The sequence below is a fragment of the Hathewaya histolytica genome (assembly GCF_901482605.1).
Classification (GTDB): Bacteria; Bacillota; Clostridia; order Clostridiales; family Clostridiaceae; genus Hathewaya; species Hathewaya histolytica.
Map to the genome: position 1 here is coordinate 499,123 of NZ_LR590481.1, position 20,104 is coordinate 519,226.

A 20,104-nucleotide genomic window follows, 5' to 3' on the forward strand; every position below is an offset into this window, starting at 1 on the left:
ATAATACTGGAGAATATGATATGAGTGCGTCTTATAATAAATATAGTACTTTTTTAAAAAATTGGATACTACCTATAGTGGTAGCATTCTTAATAGCTGGTGTTATATCAAGATTTATAGGATATGTTATATCAGTACCTACAGGATCTATGTATCCTACTATAACCCCTGGAGATAAAATAATAACTACTAGGATCTATAAAAAGAATAATCTAAAAAGAGGAGATATAATAGTGTTTGACTCTTTAGAATATGATAAGAAGTTTGTTAAAAGGCTTATAGGACTTCCTGGTGATAAGATAAACATAGAAAAGGATGGGACTTTATATATAAATGGAAAAGTTTATAATGAACCTTATATTCAAAATCAAATTAGCCCTTTAGAGAACTACGAGGGTATGAATTTAGGAAGTTTTGAAGTTCCAGAAGGAAAATATTTTTTCTTAGGGGATAATAGGACCAGTTCAAATGATAGTAGGTATTGGAAAGAACCATATATATCTAGTAAGGATATAAAAGGTAAGGCAAGAATTGTTGTATATCCTTTTAATAGAATAGGTAAATTAAAATAGAATAATTTTATAAAAATCCAGTAAGGAGTCATTTCTTACTGGATTTTTTGTTTATATAAATTTTCATAGAAGAATTTTGAATATATTAAGCTAAAAAAACACAAAATAAGATAATTTATAAATTAGTTACAGAAGAAGAGGTAATAAGAAAGGAAGGGAGTCTATGAGACAAAGAAAGTTTAAGAGTGTTTCTATGTTACTTATCCTAGTATTCTCTATTATGGTAAACACGTTTTCACTAAATTTACATGAAGTGAAAGCGTACACCATAGATCAAAAGAGTGGAAGTAATTTAAAAGTAGGTAATACATATCATGGATTTAAGTTAGTGGAAGAAAAAAACTTAAAAGATATTAAAGGGGTTGCGAGAGTTTTTCAGCATGAAAAAAGTGGAGCTAAATTATTTAATTTAGATAATAAAGATCCAAATAAGTATTTTTCCATAGGTTTTAGAACACCAGCATTTAATGATAAAGGAGCAGCACATATTTTAGAGCATTGTGTTTTAGTGGGAGGATCTAAAAAGTACCCTGTAAAACAACTTTTAAAAGAAGTTATGGAGAGCTCAGTTAGTAAAGATTTAAATGGTCTAACAACCCCAGATACAACCCTATATCCATTTAGCAGTACTAATGAAAAAGAATTTAATAACATTATGGATATATATCTAGACATGGTTTTTAATCCTTCTTTTTATGATAATAATAATATATTTAAAGAGGAAGGTTGGTATTATGATTTAGACAAAGAGAGTGACAAATTAAAATATAATGGAGTAGTCTACAATGAAATGAAGGGGGCACTATCATCGCCAACGGAATATATTTATAGGTCTATTTGCAAAAGCTTATACCCTAAGACTATATATTCCCATAACTCAGGTGGAGATCCTAAAAAAATAACTGAACTTAGTTTTGAAGAACTAAAAGATTTTCATAAAAGATATTATCATCCATCTAATAGTTACACTTTCTTATATGGAGATATAGATATATTAGAAAAGCTAGAGTTTTTAGATAAAAGTTATTTTAATAAATATAATAAAACTGAAGTAAAATCAGCTATAGAAGAGGAAAAACCTTTCTGTGAAAGAAGAAATGACATTTTTAACTATCCTATATCCAAAGAAGAGAAGGTAGGAGGAAAAAGTTTTTTAACTTATAATTTTGCTATTAATGATAAGGCAAAAGATGTAGACCTTGGGATTTCCATATTAAATGACATGCTTTTAAATAATCCTAACTCACCTCTGATTAAGAACCTTAAAAAATACGGATTTAACAATATAAGTGGTGCATATGTAACTCAGCAAAAACAACCCTTCTTTACTATTATAGCTTCAAATACGGAAGAAAATAGAATGACAGAATTTAAGAATATAGTAAATAATACTTTAGAAGATATTTATAATAAGGGATTAAATAAGGATTTAATAAAAACAACTTTAAATCAAGTTAATATAAATTCTAGATTTAATAGTTCATATGGAAGTAATTCTGGAGCAAACTACAATCATATGATATTAAGTAAATGGATATATGATGAGAGTCCTATGAATGTATTTACTGATGAGAAGGATTACATGAAAATATTAACTGCACCTAAAACACGTTATTTTGAGGAGCTTATCAATAAGCATTTAATACAAAATAAGCATAGTAGTACAATGCTATTAAAGCCTGAAAAAGGTTTAATAGAAAGAGAAAAACTTATTGAGAATGAAAAATTAAATGAACTAAAAAGATCTCTAAGTAAAGAGGAATTACAGAAGTTAATAAAGGAAACTAAAGAACTTAAAACATGGATTAATACGCCAAGTGATAGTAAAGACTTAGAAAAAATACCTAGGCTAAAATTAAAAGATGTAGAACCCAAAGTTGATCTTATGTCTTTAAATAGAAAAAGGGAAAATGGAGTACCTGTTTTATATCATCCGTTCAATACAGAAGATACTAGTCTTTTAAATTTGTATTTCAATACTGAAGCAGTACAAGAGGAACAAATACCATACATTCAGCTTTTAACTACCTTAGTAGGTAACATACCAACAGATAAATATAAGGCATCAGAGTTGTACAACAAAGAAAGAAAATATACTACAGGTATAAAATACGGAACTAATATGTTTGTTTCAGCTAAAGATTCAAATAAAATAAGACCTCAATTTGCTATATATGCCCTCACTATTTCTGAAGATACAGGAAAAACTTTAGATTTAATAAAAGAAGAGATACAAAATAGTAAGATAACTAATAAGAATATCCTAAAAGTAGCTTTAAAAAGTATAGAAGATTCACTTGAACAAGAGACATATCTATCACCACATATGTTAGCTTTAAATAGAAATCTTGCTCAAATTTCTAAAGGTGAATGTTATAAAGAAAAGTTAAAGGGTATTACTTATATAGAATTTATAAAAGATTTAAATAAAAATTTTGATAAAAAATACGATTTCATATGCAAAAATTTAGAAGAAGTTAGAGATACAATAGTTAATAGAAATAACCTTACTGTGAGCATAACAACTAATAACAATGGATATAAGATTTTTCAGAATGAGTTTGAATCATTTACCAAGGATTTAAATAAAGAAGAATTAGCTAAACGTGAGAGTGAGTTTAAACCTAAAGGTGGAAAAGAAGCATTTAGTAAAAATATAGGAGTTTTGTATAATGTTCAAGGATTTAACTTTAAGAATCTAAATCAAGACTATAACGGAAATATGCTAGTTTTAAAAAATATTTTAGATTTAGATTATTTATGGCCTAGAGTTAGGGTTAAAGGTGGGGCATATGGTATAAATACTCTTATTAATTCTAAAGGAGATATAGGAATAGTTTCTTATAGGGATCCTAATTTAAAGCAAACTTTAAATGTTTATAGGGGGATACCAGAGTATATAAAAAATTTAAATCTTACAGAGAAAGAATTAGAGAGTTATAAAATTAGCACATTAGCACCTTATTGCCATACAAATACCATTGAAGAGAAGGTTTACTTTGCAGACTATATGTATTTTTCTGATTTAAAAAGAGAAGATATAGAAAAAGAATTAAAAGAAATAAAAAATACAAAACTAAAAGATATAAAATCCTATGAAAAATTGTTTAGAGAAGGTTTAAAAGAAAGCAATATTACTGTTATAGGAAACAAATCTGAAATAGAAAAAGAAAGAGAAATTTTTAATAATATAGATGATATTTAATTGCTCCTAGGTTAAAGAATAGAAAGAAAGTTTTTAAAGCAAAATAAGTTTAAAAGTATATTTAAACTTAAGGAGTGATAATGTGACTAGTAATCAGAATATAAGTTTTCCAGATAGATTTCCGCCACAACATCAAAATGAGCAACCTGGAAAAGAAAATATAATGAATCCAAAACCAGTTTTTGAAGAAGCATCTTATAAAAGTGGTAATAATCTAGAAGGAAAAGTTGCTTTAATAACTGGTGGAGATAGTGGAATAGGAAGAGCAGTTGCACTAGCTTATGCCAAAGAGGGTGCAGATATTGTCATAATATATTTAAATGAGCATGATGATGCAAATGAGATTAAAAGTTTAATTGAAGCTGTAGGAAAACAGTGTATATTAATAAGTGGTGATATAGGAAGTGAAGGCTTTTGCTATACTGTAGTTGAAAAAATTATATCACATTTTGGTAGGATAGATATTTTAGTAAATAATGCTGGGGAACAATATGAACAGCAAAGTATACTAGATATATCTAAAGAGCAACTAGAGCATACTTTTAAAACTAATATGTTTTCTATGTTTTTTATGACAAAAGCAGTTTTACCTCACTTAAAAGAAGGAGATTCTATAATAAATACTACCTCTGTTACAGCTTATGCAGGTCACGAAACACTAATAGATTATTCAGCATCTAAGGGAGCTATAGTAACATTTACTAGATCTTTAGCGTTATCTCTTTCAAAACAAAAAGTTAGAGTAAATGCCGTAGCACCAGGACCTATTTGGACACCGCTTATTCCAGCTAGTTTTAATGAGAAGAAGGTACAACAATTTGGCAGTGATGTTCCTATGCAAAGAGCAGGTCAGCCAGTGGAGCTTGCTGGAACTTATGTATTTTTAGCTAGTAATCATGCGTCTTACATTACAGGGCAAGTAATCCATGTAAATGGAGGAAAAATAGTAAGTAGTTAAATTAAAAAAAATATATTGACTTTATCTAAATATTTGATATAATAATCATTAAATATTAAAAAAATGAAATTTTACTAATTTTAAATTGCAAAAATTAAAGGCTATGATGGAGAGAAAAATACTAAAGATTTTAACTACAGAGAGCTAACGTATGCTGAAAGTTAGTGTTAGAATTTGTATATAATAATCACTCCTGAGCTGCTAGGTCGAACTTTTAGTAGACTTAGACGGAGCCACCGATATATGGCTAGGATTCAAGAGGACTTTTATAGATGTTTTCTTCGATCTGATTTAAAGGTGGCAATAATTTAGTTATTGCAAGTAGGGTGGTAACGCGAATTCAACTTTCGTCCCTATAAGTGTTTTATACATTTATAGGAACGAAAGTTTTTTTATTTTTTTAATAACTTATTTAGCTAAAATTAAAAATATTAACTTTAAAACGCGTTTAAGTAAAGAATTAATTAAACCATGGTAAATCTTAAAGTATATAAGCTTATATAAAATTATACAAAAACGTAAATGACATTAAATTATTCAAAATTAGAAAATGGAAGGTGAAAGCTTATGAAAAGAGATGGATTTGGAAGTAAAATAGGTGTAATCGCAGCGACTGCAGGATCAGCAGTAGGACTGGGAAATATATGGAAGTTCCCTTATGTAACAGGACTTAATGGAGGAGCAGCATTTTTATTAGTATATTTACTTTGTGTTGTACTTATAGGACTACCTATTGCAATATCAGAATTTAGTATAGGAAGAGCAGGGAAAGCAAATGTAGTAAGAAGTTTTAGAAATTTAGTTCCTAAAAAATTCTGGGGCTTAACAGGAATACTATCAACTATAACTACCTTTATAATTTTATCTTTCTATTCCATGATAGCAGGTTGGGTACTAGCCTATATTTTTAAATCTGCTACAGGAAAGTTATCTAGTGTTCCAACAGAACAATTGCCGAATTATTTTAATTCATTAATATCAGAACCTATGGTGCCAATTTTATGTACACTTTTGGTTTTATGTTTAACTGCATTTATAGTTATTTCTGGAGTTAAGAATGGTATAGAAAAATATAGTAAAATTTTAATGCCTATATTATTTGTATTATTAATTGTGCTTATGGTTAGATCTTTAAGTTTAGAAGGAGCATCTAAAGGATTAGAGTTCTTATTTAAACCTGATTTTTCTAAACTAACTACAAAAGGAGTTTTAGAAGCTCTCGGACACTCTTTTTATTCTCTAAGTATAGCTATGGGGATTTTGGTTACCTTTGGCAGTTATATAGTTGAAAAAGAGGACATAGTTAATCTTTCAATAAGTGTTACTATAACAGATACATTGGTTGCCTTAATGGCAGGAGTAGTTATATTTCCAGCTGTATTTGCATATGGTTTTGAGCCAGAGGCAGGTCCTAAGCTAATATTTATAACCCTTCCAGCAGTATTTAAGTCTATGCCTTTAGGAAACTTATTTGAGACCTTATTTTTTATACTTATAGCTATTGCAGCAATAACATCTACTATAGCACTATTAGAAGTTGTAGTTGCTGTAGTAACGGAAGAATTTAATCTAGAAAGAAAAAAAGCAACTATTTTAATATCCCTAGGATTATTCGTACTAGCTATACCAAGTATTTTATCCTTTGGACCTTGGAGCCATATAAAAATCTTTGGAAAAGGATTCTTTGATTTATTTGATTTTATAGCTTCTAATGTTTTTCTACCATTAGGTGGATTTATGGTTTGTATATTTGTAGCCTTTGCATGGGGAACCAATAAAGTTAAGGAAGAAGTTTTCCAAGGTAAAAGTTCTCTAATAATAAAAACATATAGTATGATAATAAAATATCTTGCTCCTATAGCTATTGTAGTGATATTTATATATTTTACAGGGGTACTAAAGATATAATAAAAAAAACACTTGTTGGACCTTTATGGTTTTTGCAAGTGTTTTTTTATTTTATTTAATTAATAGATTGTATAAAACTAACAATTATGTTTCATATAATATAAAAAATTATAGAAAAAATACATAGATAAATAGTTATCTATAGATAAAATCGAATATCATTGTTTAAATATTTAGAAAATGTTAGTTTATTTACAGAATATTAATAAAACTAATCAAAGGAGGAACACAATGAAAAAAACATTTAGAAGTAAAATTGCAGTGATAATAATTAGTATATTTTGTTTTACAAACACAGTAAATATTACACAAATTTACGCAGATGGATTGAAGCAAGATAAAAATGAGAAACAAAAAGAAAATTTACTAAAACAAAATAAAGAGAAATTAGTAAAAAAGGAAAAAGAAAGATTACATAAGTTAGAAGAAAATAATGCTAACTATAATGGAGAAGAGGAAGAAGATAAAGGAAGTAAAGTAAGAGTAACTGTAGAAACTTATGATGGATTAATAAATAATAGTAATACTGTAGAGAGAAAAGTTAAAAAGGATACTAATGGAGAAGTTCAGCATAAGTTTGGAAAGTTAATAAAAGGTTTTAGTATAGAGGTTAAAAAAAGCGATTTAGAGAAAATAAAAAGAATTCCTGGAGTTAAGGAAGTTAAAAGGGTTAGAATGTACAAGCCTACTATGAATACTGCAAGAGAATTAGGTGAAGCAGTTAAAGTGTGGAAAAACTTAAATTATAAAGGGGAAGGTATGGTTGTATCCGTGGTGGATACAGGCATTGACTATACCCATAAAGATATGAAATTAACAGATGCTAATACAGGAAGGATAAAAAAAGAGCATATAAATGGTAAACATAAAGGAAAATATTTTACGGATAAAGTTCCCTATGGATATAATTTTGCAGATCAAAATACAGATGTTATAGATAAATCAGGAAGTATGCATGGTATTCATGTTGCTGGAATTTCTTCGGCTAATGGGGATGAAAGTAAAATAGCTAATAATGAAGCTATTAAGGGGGTAGCACCAGAATCACAACTCCTTGCAATGAAAGTTTTTTCTAATAATCCTCATAAAGAAGCTGCAGGGGCATTTAGCGATGATATAGTAGCTGCTATAGAGGAGTCTGTTGAACTTGGTGCAGATATTATAAATTTAAGCTTAGGTGCCGATAGTGGATTTATCGATGAAAATGATCCAGAGCAAAAAGCTATAAAAAAAGCTACAGAAAAAGGTGTAATTGTAGTTGCAGCTGCAGGTAATGCTGGATTTTCTTCTAAAATAGATGAGAATAAGAAGGCTCAAGGTGCTGTAGATACAGGACTTTTAGATAACCCAGGTTTAGGAAAAGAATCTATACAAGTAGCATCTTATGAAAATGAAAATAGTGTTATGAAGGTTTTTCAATATAAGAAAGATGGAAAAGATCTTAGTATTCCGTACATAGTATCAGAAATAGATCCTGTAACCGTACTTAATCCTAATAAAGAATTAGAAGTAGTAGATTGTGGATATGGTAGAAGACGTGGTGATGATTTACGTGATAAAGAAGCAGATGACTTTAAGGAAAAAGATTTAAATGGAAAAGTTGCTCTTATTAAAAGGGGTAAAATTAATTTCGATGTAAAAAAGAAAAATGCTCAAAGACGAGGAGCTATAGCTGCCATAATTTATAATTCTGATGGAGATGAGAGTTTTGTTTCAATGGAACCAAGTGAATATATAAGTATTCCTTGTGTATTTACTGGAAATACTTATGGCAAACAAATACTTAAAGATTTATCTTCCGAGTTAAAAATAAAGTTTACAGGTAATATACTTCAATTAGAAAATCTTGAAAAGGGAAAAATGTCTAACTTCTCTTGTTGGGGGCCCACACCAAATTTAGAATTTAAACCTGAAATTACAGCACCAGGAGGAAAGATTTTTTCAACTATAAATGATAATAAGTATGCGAATTATAGTGGAACTTCCATGGCAACACCGTATGTTGCAGGAGGTGTGGCACTTATAAAACAAGCTATAGAGAAGTCTAATGTTAAAATAAATGAAAGTGAAATTTCAAGTTTTGTAAAAAATAATATGATAAACACAGCTAAAGTTTTAAATAATGGAAAAGTACCTTATTCCCCAAGAGTGCAAGGGGGAGGGCTAATTCAAATAGAAAAAGCTATTAATAATAAGGTTATAATAATGGATAACACAGGCAAAAGTGCTGTTTCCTTAAAAGAAATTGGGAACAAAAAGGAATTTGAACTAACATTAAATAATTATGGTGATAAAGAGGCTGTTTACCAGTTACAAGAAGGAATTGTATATACAGAGGATGAGAATATACCATCTGCACTAAGAGTAGAAGGTGCAAAATTAAAATACTCTAAAAAAGAAGTTAAGATTAAACCTTACGGAAGAGAAAAAGTAAAGGTAAGCTTAGAAATTCCTAAAAGCTTAAAAAGAAATAATTTTGTAGAAGGTTTCATAGAGTTTAAGTCTAAAACGGATAGTAATCCCTCTTTATCAGTACCATATATGGGGTTCTATGGTGATTGGGGTGAACCAGAAAATATAGACAAACCTCTTTGGGAGGATCATAGATTTAATGGTTCTGCAGTAACTAGTAATTTATTTTTTCTTGATAAAGAACTTGGAGAAGATGAATCTCGTAGCACAGAAGATAAAAGGTTTATAGTTCCCGAAGATATAGCTTTTTCTCCAGATGAGGATGGGTTTTATGACTATGCTGTGCCAGCTTTATGTGTTCTTAGAAATCTTTCCGAATTAAAGGTTGATATATTAGATAAGGATAAAAATTTCCTAATGACTTGTGGAAATAAAAAATTCATACCAAAAACTCTTGAATTAGGTAAAAATGGTCGTAGTAAATTTAGAGACTTAGCATGGGATGGGAAAATATATGATAAAAACACAGGAAAAAATGTAACAGCAGAAGATGGTCAGTATTATATGAGAATAACTAGTAAGGCAGTGAGTCAAAATGCTAAATCACAAAGTTTTGATATGCCTGTAAAGGTAGACAAGACAAAGCCAGATATAACTATATTATCAGGAGATAGAACAGATAATGGAGAGTACACGTTAAAGTGGAAAGCTGAAGATAAAGGAGTAGGAATTAGAAGACCAGAAGAAGGAACTCTAACTGGGGAACCTCAAATTTTCATTGATAATATGGAATTTGATATTACTGAAGAAAATTTAAAGCAAGATGCCAATGGAGTATTTAGTGTGAATTTAGATTTAGGGGAAGAACCTGGTTCAAGGATTATTACCTTAATTGTAAATGATAATATTTTAAATGCACAAGTTGTACAAAAAGTAGTAGGTGTAAGTGAAAAACCTAAAAAGTTAGAAGCGGTTTTATTGGATATACATGAAGGAATGGAAGTTACTAATGAGTATATGGTAGATAACAAATACGTTGTTACAGGAAAATTAACTTCCAATGTCAACAAAGTTATAGTAAATGGTGTTGAGGGAGAAGTAATTAAGGCAGAAAAAAGATTTGAAGCTAAAATAGATCTTAAAGAAGGAAAAAATAATATAGATATAAAAGCATACGATAATGACAATAAAGAAATATTCTCAAGTAATTTTAATATAATTGCTCATATAACTCCACCAGAACTAGAAATTTCAACAGAAGAGACCATACTTCCATATTATCATAAAAAAGTATTTGGAATGATAAATACAAATAAAGATAAAATAAAAATAAAAGGAAAGGTTAATTTAAAAGACAATATAGAAAGTGTAGAGATAAACTATGATAGTATAGATTTAGACAAAGAGGGCAGATTTGAAAAAGAGATAGAACTAAAGCAGGGAATAAATGAAATAACAGTAGTTGCTAAAAATAATATGGGTGTTATAAATAAAAAAATATTAAAAGTTGTAGCTGATTATAAAAAAGAGAATTTTAAATTTAAAGTAGAGAATCTAGATATAATTAGAAATGAATATGAGAATTTAGAACCTAATACTTTCTTTGGAAAAGGAAAAGATGAATCAAAGAGTGATGGAAAAGATGATTCACAAGGATGGTTACAATTAAGAGTTAGTACAAATAAGGATACTAAATCAGTTAAGATTAATGATGAAGAGATGAAAAAAGAAAATATAATGGAATATACTAAAAAGGTATATTTAAAACAAGGACTAAATAAGATACGCCTTTATATTGAGGATACAAAGGGAAGTGTCATAGCTAACTTTGCCACTAATATCTACTATGATTCTGAAAGTCCTGTTATAAGACTAAAATCTCCTAATATAGTGAAGGGTAAAATATATACCAATAAAAATACTATTACCTTAAAAGGCGATGTGGCAGATAATACCCTAGGGTATAGATTCTATATAAATAGAGACCAAGTATTAAATGTAGAACAATATGGTAACTTTGATTTAAAAAATACTAGGAGAGAGTTTAAAAAAGATATTAGGGTTAAAAATGGTGATAAAATAGAGTTACATGCAAAAGATATATGTATGAATGAAACTTCTCAGTATTATGAAGTAGTAGTGGACAAGGCTAAGCCTCAAATTAAAGTAACAGGATTGGAAGAGGGAAAAGTTTATAAAGAGGGAAGTAAAATAGTTCCTTCAATTACCACTAATAAGGAAAGTGCATATATAGAAGCTTATTTAGACGGTAGCACAAACCCATATAAAGGAGAAATTATAACTTCAGTAGGTAAACATGAATTATTAATAAAAGCTAGAGATTTAGCTGGTAATGAATCCGTTGAAGTAGTTAGATTTAGTATTAAAAAAGAGAAAAATAAAGATAATAATGGAGATAATACTAACAATACAAAAGACAAAGATAGTAAGGATAAAAAAGAAAATAATAATAAGGTAAATAATAAAAATAGCAAAGATAATAAAAGTGGTAAAGAGGGTAAATATAATAATAAAAGTAATAAAGATAAAGTAAATAAAAATAGTTCTGCACATAATAAGAGTGAAAAACTATTTAATGCTAAAAATAATAATATTACTTTAAGTGGGCATAATTATGCTTCTAATAATGGAACCACAAGCTCAAATTTAAAGTTTACATCTTTAAATAAAAATCTCGAAGATGAAAAAGAAAATAAAGATACTAAAGATAAAAAAGAAAATAGTATAAAAGAAGATGAATCTAAAAAGAATAATAATAATAATACAAATGCACAACTAAAAAATAAAGAAAATAAAAAATATATGGTTATGCTTATGGGATTTGGAGTATCAGTTTTAGGCTTAGTAGGAGTTTACCTATATAGAAAGAAACATTAAAATTAATTGACATAATTATATTTACATCATATAATTTAATAATATAAAAATACTAATTTTAAAGACTATGAAGAGGAATAGTAAAAATCCAAACTTTTTTCAGAGAGAGAATCGTATGCTGTGAGATTCTTAAAAGAAGATTTTGAACCAGCCTTGGAGTTCTGTACCGAAATAATAGTAGGCTACAGCGGTAAATCCGTTAATTATACGAGAGAATGTATTTTACATATAAAGTACATTAACTAGGGTGGCATCGCCGATTATACCTCGGTCCCTTTATGGGACTGAGGTTTTTTTATATGCAAATTTAGTATTTAAAATAAATCACAACAAAGGAGAGATAGTAATGGGTAAGGATAAAAAACTCGTAAAAGATATTACATCAAGAGATGTTGATTTTGCTCAGTGGTATACAGATATAGTTAAAAAAGCTGAATTAGTTGACTACTCAAGCGTTAAAGGATGTATGATTATACGTCCTTATGGCTATGGAATATGGGAATTAATCCAAAAGGATTTAGATGAGAGATTCAAAGCAACAGGTCATGAGAACGTGTATATGCCAATGTTTATACCAGAGAGTTTACTTCAAAAGGAAAAGGATCATATAGAAGGGTTCGCTCCAGAAGTTGCATGGGTAACTCATGGTGGAGAGGAAGAATTAGCAGAAAGATTATGCGTTCGCCCAACATCTGAAACTTTATTCTGCGAGCATTATGCTAAGATTATTCAATCTCATAAAGACCTTCCAAAGCTATATAACCAATGGTGTTCTGTTGTAAGATGGGAAAAAACAACTCGTCCATTCTTAAGAACAACTGAATTCTTATGGCAAGAAGGTCATACAGTTCACGCAACATTAGAGGAATCTAGAAAAGAAACTATAGATATGCTAAATCTTTATGCAGATTTCTGTGAGAATGTACTTGCAATTCCAGTAATTAAGGGTCAAAAAACTGAAAAAGAAAAGTTTGCAGGAGCAGAAGCAACTTATGCAATAGAGAGTTTAATGCATGATGGTAAAGCTCTCCAAGCTGGTACTTCACACAATTTTAGTGATAACTTTGCTAAAGCATTTAATATTAGATATTCAGATAAAGAAGGAAAACTTCAATATGTTCATGAAACATCTTGGGGAGTTACAACAAGATTAATTGGAGCAATCATAATGGTTCATGGTGATGACGATGGGCTTGTATTACCACCAAGAATTGCACCAACTCAAGTTATGATAGTGCCAATAGCGCAACATAAAGAAGGCGTTTTAGATAAAGCAAGTGAGTTAAAAGAAAGACTTGCAAAGAGTGTTAGAGTTAAATTAGATAGTAGTGATAAAATGCCAGGCTGGAAATTTGCAGAGTGTGAAATGAAGGGTATTCCAGTACGTGTTGAAATAGGACCAAAAGATATAGAAGCAAATCAAGCAGTACTAGTTAGAAGAGATACAAGAGAAAAGATAGTAATATCTTTAGATGAATTAGAAAATAAAGTTCTAGAATTATTAGAAGATGTTCAAAATAGTATGCTAGAAAAAGCAAGAGCACACAGAGATGAGAACACTAATATTGCACATACCATAGAAGAAATGGTTGATATTGCAGATAATAAGCCAGGATTTATAAAAGCAATGTGGTGTGGAGATAGAGCTTGCGAAGATAAGATTAAAGAAGAAACAGGCATAACTTCAAGATGTATACCATTTGAGCAAGAAAAACTTGGAGATACTTGTGTATGCTGCGGAAAGAGTGCAGATAAAATGGTTTATTGGGGAAGAGCATATTAATTTTAAGATATGTATTTTAAATTATAAAAGCTTAATTAATAAGAGCATAGATATATGGATTATTTTCATATGTCTATGCTCTTTTATATTGATAAGTAGAAAATTGTGGGATAGAATGTATTTATGGGAAGTTAGATACTGGAAATGTAAGTTATAATGCATATAAACTAAAATGTACTTAACTTTGAAAAATAAATGGGGAGGATGCATATGGAGTTACAGGGGAAAGATTACACAATAAAAGATATAATACTCATTCAATTTAAGTATTCACCACTGAATGCAATGATTATGGCACTTCAAGTAATCATTGAAAGTATAGTTCCTAGCTTGCAGATACTAGTAACGGCTAAGTTTTTGGATACTGCAATTTTAGTAGTTAGTGGTAAAGGCAATCTTAGAGATATATTTATGCCATTATCTATAATAATAATATTTATTGCATATAACTGGATATCAAAGCAAGTTGTAAAGTTTACTGAAGTAAGATTAGAACTTAAACTTAGGGGAAAATTGAGGGTTGCTATTACAGAAAAAAGAGCAAAACTTAAGTATAGTTATGTGGAAAATCAGGATTCATGGGATTTAATATCTAGAGTTTCTGAGAATCCTGAAACTAAATGTAAAGACGCGTATAAAGAAGTTTTAGCTATACTTTCTATTATACTTAGAATCATAGGACTGCTTTTTGTACTAGCTACTAAGGTATGGTGGACACCAATAGTTATCTTATTGATTTCCATACCCTTATTCTATTTATCATTAAAAGGTGGTAAAGCTGGATATGAAGCAGGGAGACAAGTATCAAAACATCAGAGAAAGGCTCAATATTTATCGGAGGTTCTTTTAGGAAGAGAAGCTGTAGATGAAAGAAGTCTTTTTGGATATACAAGTAAAGTAAATAAAAAGTGGTGGGAGCAGTATGAAACAGCAAGAAAAAGTGAATATAAAGTTCTTTTAAAATATTTTATAAGGATGAAGGCAAGTGGAATAATTACTACAATTATATCTACATTAACAGTATTAGTTCTTATAAAACCATTACAATCAGGATTGATTACTATAGGTATGTTTATTTCCATTGTTAATGGAACCTTTAACCTTATTAGTCTTACATCTTGGCAAATAACTTATTACCTATATAAACTTGCTGAAAGTAAGGAGTACTTAAAGGATTTAAGTAAATTTATTATATTAGAGGAAACAGAGGAGGCAATAGATAAGCCTTCTAAAAATATTTCAGAATTAAAATCTTTAGAGTTTAAAAATGTTTCATTTAAATATCCTAATACAAATAATTATATACTAAAAAATCTTTCCTTTACTATAGAAGAGGGGAAACATTATTCTTTTGTAGGTATTAATGGCGCTGGAAAGACAACCATAACTAAGCTTATAACAGGACTATATGAGGACTTCGAAGGTGATATCTTAATAAACGGAATAAATATAAAAGAATATAGTCATAGTGATTTTAAGGCTTTATGCTCCGTCGTATATCAGGATTTTGCAAAATATTTTATTTCATTTAAAGATAATATCGCTCTTGGTAATATTTTAGATATGGGAAATGAAATTAATGAAGAGAATATAGATAAAGCTATAAAAACCATAGAACTAGATAATGTGGTAAGAGAATTACCTAAAGGAGTAGAAACTTCCTTAGGTAAGATTAAAAGCGATGGGGTAGATATATCTGGAGGAGAGTGGCAACGTATAGCCATGGCTAGATCTATTATAAGTAAAGCTCCACTTAGAATATTAGATGAGCCAACAGCAGCATTAGACCCTATAAGTGAAAGTAACGTATATGAAAAGTTTAAAGAGATAAGTAGGGGTGGGACAACTATTTTTATAAGTCATCGTCTTGGTTCAACGAAGTTAGCAGATGAGATCTTTGTAATAGGCAATGGAACCATTATAGAAAAAGGTTCCCATGAAGAGCTTATGAATATTAAGGGAAGTTATGAAAAAATGTATGAAAGTCAAAGGAGCTGGTATGTATGATAAATAATCATAAGAAGAAAGATATTTCTCTTTTTGAAGTAGTAAGAAAAATAGCTCCTATAGTTATTAAAGCTTGTCCTATATATACCGTAGCATTAACTATAATAGCCATATTTCATGGATTATCTATTGGATTTAATACTTTTATGACTCAGAAATTCTTTGATACTATTACAAATGGAATAGGGAAAAGTGAGCATACAAAAGAATTATTAGTAAAGGCATGTGTTTTAGGGGGAGCATTTATAGCATCAGAGATATTAAATGGTGTTAGTAATTTTATGACTAATAATATTTCTAAAATTCAAATTGGATATTTGGGAAAAGTAATAAACGAAAAATCTGCTAAAATAGATCCCATTAATTTTGAAAATCCTCAGTTTTTAGATGATATTAATAAGGCAAATGAAGGAATGCAAAATAGTGTAAGATTATTAATTATACTTTCAATATTATTTACATTTTATCTTCCGTATTTTATATTTATGGGAACCTACCTTTATAAGTTAAAACCAATGCTTGCTATATCACTAGTGTTAATATTTATACCATTAGCACTAACACAATTTATTAGAGTTAAGGTTTTCGCAAAACTTGCAGATGAATCAGCTCCTATAAGAAGGGAATACGAGTATTACGAAAGATGTATAGTGGATAGAGAATATTTTAAAGAGACAAGACTTTTAGGGGCATTTGGATATTTTAGAGATTTATATCTATCTTCTTTAAGTTTGCTTAATAAAAAAATATGGCGTGCAGAAAAGAAGTCAGGACTTATGGAACTAGGAATGAAAATAGTAACCTTGCTTGGATATATGGGAGTTCTTTATTTATTGGTTGATGCCCTAATGAAGGGTGATATATCTGTAGGAGCCTTCGAGGCAGTGTTTGCATCTATTGACATGATGTTTTCTTTAATGGAAGAAATAATATGTGTTCATATAGGGAAACTTACTAAAGAGCTTGGCGCTATAGTAAACTTTGTAAGATTTCTTGATATTCCAGAAAGAGAAGGGGAAGAGTATGAGATTACAGGAGTTCCAGAAATTCTTATAAAGGACGTTACATTTAATTACCCTGGAGCTGATAAAAGTTCAATTTCAAATTTATCTTTAAAGGTTAATAGTGGAGAGACCATTGCAATTGTTGGTGAAAATGGAGCAGGAAAAACTTCCTTAGTTAAAATTATGACAGGATTATATTTGCCAACAGAGGGAAATGTGCTAATAGGTAGAGTTGATACAGCGAAGATTTCTCCTAAGGCTCTATATAAAGGTATATCAGGAGTATTCCAAAAATACCAAAGATACAAAATGACTCTTCAAGAAAATATATCTATAAGCTCTACGGAAGAAATTGAATCACAAAATCATGAAGATGTTAAGGAAAAATTGCAAATGGCAATTTGTAAAGCAGACTTAGAAATAAATGAAGAAAAGTTTCCTAAAGGGTATGAAACTATGCTTTCTCGTGAATTTGATGGCATAGATTTATCAGGTGGACAATGGCAACGTTTGGCTATTGCAAGAGGATTCTATCGAGCTCATAATATGATAGTTCTTGATGAGCCAACAGCAGCCATAGATCCAGTAGAAGAAAGCAAAATATATAAAAAGTTTAGCGAAATGTCAAAAGGAAAAACAGCTATAATTGTTACTCATAGATTAGGCTCTGCCAAAATAGCAGATAGAATAGTTGTTATGGACAAGGGTAAAATGGTGGAAATAGGAACACATGAAGAACTAATAAAAGCAGAAGGAAAATATTCTGAGATGTACGAAGCACAAAGTAAATGGTATACAAGTGAGAGAGAGTTAGTTGAGGCGTAGTAATAGTAGGCAATATTAAATAAGTAAAGTTTCAACATGTAAAGGGGAAATTCAGGGGGATTTTAAATGAAGTTTAAAAAACAATGTTTCTTTATTTTTATAGTATTATCAATCATAAAAGCTTTGGTGTTTTATTTTGCTAGATTTCATAATTGTTACTTTATTGATATTTGGAATGTAGCTATACTAAATTTAGTGATTTTAGTATTTTTAAAATTATCTTTCGAATTTAAATCAAAGATATTTAGTGGAATATTGTGGGTTGGAGTAGCGTTTATATTTGTTATAAATGCTAATATTTATATGTTCATTGGCGAGGCAGCTAGGACATATGTTAAATCACCTAAAAGTGGTAAGACACTAATAATATCAGAAAGACAGGTATTAACAATACCTACTTCTATAAAAGTATATGAGAGAAAGTTATTAATTTTTAAGAAGAGGATAGCTACAGAAGAATTGAATACAGAGGATGTTTCGAAACCATTTGAAGATAATCACTATAAAGTAAATTGGATAAATGAAAATGAAGTTGAAATACAATATCCTTATAAAAGTGATATGCCTGAAGAAAAATGGAAAAGGGTAAAAGTTAAATTAAATTAAGTTTTCAGCAAAAAAAGAACTTAATATTAGAATATATATTGCAAAAATTATAGATATTACTTACATTTGAAACTTTACAAAATAAAATAAATTAGTAATAGAGAATATTTCTCTCGTCCTTTTATTAGGATGAGAGATTTTCTTTTATTAAATACTAAATTAATAGTTCATTTTAAAAAACATAATAATTTTAATTGAAGCTTGACAAAATAGAATTAATATTCTAAAATATCGTAAAAGAGATAAATAAAGCTTTGAAGAGAAGAAGTAGAATTAGCTAAAGACTTTACAGAGAGTTCCCGGTGGGTGAGAGGGGCAAAGATAAGTTAATTTGAATACATCTCTGAGCAGCACTCCGAAAGATAACAACCAGTAGGCAGATGTCGGTTCCTGCACACGTTATAGTGCTAGAGTATACCTAGAATATTTCTAGAGTACTTGATAAGGTTGTTATTGTGAAATATCAATGAATTAAGGTGGTAACACGAGAATATTACTCTCGTCCTTTTATTAGGACGAGAGTTTTTTATTTTATATAAAAGTTTTATTAAGTCATAGAACTTTATAATTTTAAAGTTAAATATTTAAATTATATTAAAATTTAAAGGAGGAATACTAATGAAAACCATGGAGGAACAAATTAAAATTATTCAAAAAGGTGCAGATGAAATTATAGGTCTTGAGGATTTAAAAGAAAAGCTTATAAATGCTGAAAAAGAAAATAGACAACTAATAGTAAAATTAGGACTAGATCCAAGTGCACCAGACATTCATCTAGGCCATACAGTAGTCTTAAGAAAGATAAAACAACTACAAGACTTAGGACACAAGGCAGTAATTATTATAGGTGATTTCACAGGAATGATTGGAGACCCTACAGGGAAATCAAAGGCTAGAAAGCCTCTTACTAGAGAACAGGTTATAGAAAATGCCAAAACTTATGAAACACAGATTTTTAAGGTTTTAGATAGAGATAAAACAGAAGTTAAATTTAATAGCCAATGGCTATCTGCCCTTAATCTCCAGAATGTAATTAGTTTAGCATCTACCATGACTGTTGCTAGAATGCTCGAGAGGGAAGATTTTAAAAAGAGATATGAAAATCATCAGCCAATAGCAATTCACGAATTCTTCTACCCATTAATGCAAGGCTATGATTCCATAGAAATTAAAGCAGACATCGAACTTGGAGGGACAGACCAAAGATTTAATGTGCTTATGGGAAGAATGCTCCAAAAAGAATACGGTCAAGATAGTCAAGCAATCATATTTATGCCACTATTAGAAGGAACTGATGGCGTGGATAAAATGAGTAAAAGCCTTGGAAACTACATTGGTATAGATGAATCACCAGAGGTAATGTACGAAAAATCCATGACTATTCCAGACGAATTAATTATTAAATACTACAATCTTGTGACAGATGTTCATCCAGATGAAGTTAAGAAAATAAACAGTGAATTAGAAAGTGGAAAAAATCCAAGAGATATTAAGATGAACTTAGCTAGAGAAATAGTTAGCTTATACCATGGAATTGAGCAAGCTAAAAAGGCAGAAGAGAGATTTATAAAAGTATTTAGCGAAAACCAAATTCCAGAAGATATAAATACCATAGAAGCTTCTAAAGAAAACTTTAACCTTCTAGATATCCTAGTTCAAAATAATATAGTAAAAAGTAAAAGTGAAGTAAGAAGACTTGCATCACAAGGTGGAGTGAAGATAAATGACGAAAAGGTAACAGAACTTACAGAATTAACTCCTAAAGAAGAAATGATAATAAAAATAGGTAAAAAAACTTTAGTGAAAATAATTTTAAAATAGGTAAAAATATATGGACGATGACTATTATTAAAACCTCCTTAAGTGTAAAACTTGAGGAGGTTTTTTGGTTTAATGTTTTTAAAAAGCTTTTTCCTAAATAAAACA

General features: G+C 29.4%; 10 protein-coding genes and 3 other annotated features. All 10 genes read left to right on the top strand.

Annotation, left to right across the window (positions count from 1 at the left end; genetic code table 11):
* Positions 1–20: 20 nt before the first annotated feature.
* The 10 genes from lepB (at position 21) to tyrS (ending at position 19,999) form a co-directional block, all read left to right on the top strand.
* Positions 21–572, top strand: coding sequence for a signal peptidase I (gene lepB, locus FGL08_RS02325; RefSeq protein ID WP_138209278.1), 552 nt, complete (start codon positions 21–23; stop codon positions 570–572).
* Between the two features lie 163 nt (positions 573–735).
* Positions 736–3,777 (top strand): insulinase family protein, encoded by a 3,042-nt coding sequence (locus FGL08_RS02330; protein ID WP_138209279.1) that lies wholly within the window; start codon positions 736–738, stop codon positions 3,775–3,777.
* Positions 3,778–3,859: 82 nt separating this feature from the next.
* Complete coding sequence (locus FGL08_RS02335; protein ID WP_138209280.1) at positions 3,860–4,735, top strand: SDR family oxidoreductase; 876 nt, start codon at positions 3,860–3,862, stop codon at positions 4,733–4,735.
* 94 nt (positions 4,736–4,829) lie between these two features.
* Positions 4,830–5,093 (top strand) — a binding site (T-box leader).
* 209 nt (positions 5,094–5,302) lie between these two features.
* Positions 5,303–6,643, top strand: a complete 1,341-nt coding sequence (locus FGL08_RS02340; protein ID WP_138209281.1) for a sodium-dependent transporter — start codon at positions 5,303–5,305, stop codon at positions 6,641–6,643.
* A 231-nt stretch (positions 6,644–6,874) separates the two neighbouring features.
* Positions 6,875–11,953, top strand: a complete 5,079-nt coding sequence (locus FGL08_RS02345; protein WP_171011956.1) for a S8 family serine peptidase — start codon at positions 6,875–6,877, stop codon at positions 11,951–11,953.
* Between the two features lie 58 nt (positions 11,954–12,011).
* Positions 12,012–12,232 (top strand) — a binding site (T-box leader).
* Between the two features lie 67 nt (positions 12,233–12,299).
* Positions 12,300–13,736 (top strand): proline--tRNA ligase, encoded by a 1,437-nt coding sequence (gene proS / locus FGL08_RS02350; protein WP_138209283.1) that lies wholly within the window; start codon positions 12,300–12,302, stop codon positions 13,734–13,736.
* 210 nt (positions 13,737–13,946) lie between these two features.
* On the top strand, positions 13,947–15,743 hold the full coding sequence (locus FGL08_RS02355) for an ABC transporter ATP-binding protein (RefSeq protein ID WP_138209284.1): 1,797 nt from the start codon (positions 13,947–13,949) through the stop codon (positions 15,741–15,743).
* Positions 15,740–17,572, top strand: coding sequence for an ABC transporter ATP-binding protein (locus tag FGL08_RS02360; protein ID WP_138209285.1), 1,833 nt, complete (start codon positions 15,740–15,742; stop codon positions 17,570–17,572). Before FGL08_RS02355 ends, FGL08_RS02360 begins: the two co-directional genes overlap by 4 nt.
* A 66-nt stretch (positions 17,573–17,638) precedes the next feature.
* Entirely contained in the window at positions 17,639–18,178 is a 540-nt protein-coding gene (locus FGL08_RS02365) for a hypothetical protein (RefSeq protein WP_138209286.1), read from the top strand.
* 245 nt (positions 18,179–18,423) lie between these two features.
* Positions 18,424–18,688, top strand: a binding site (T-box leader).
* A gap of 108 nt (positions 18,689–18,796) precedes the next feature.
* Entirely contained in the window at positions 18,797–19,999 is a 1,203-nt protein-coding gene (gene tyrS, locus FGL08_RS02370; RefSeq protein WP_138209287.1) for a tyrosine--tRNA ligase, read from the top strand.
* The last annotated feature ends 105 nt before the right edge of the window (positions 20,000–20,104 follow it).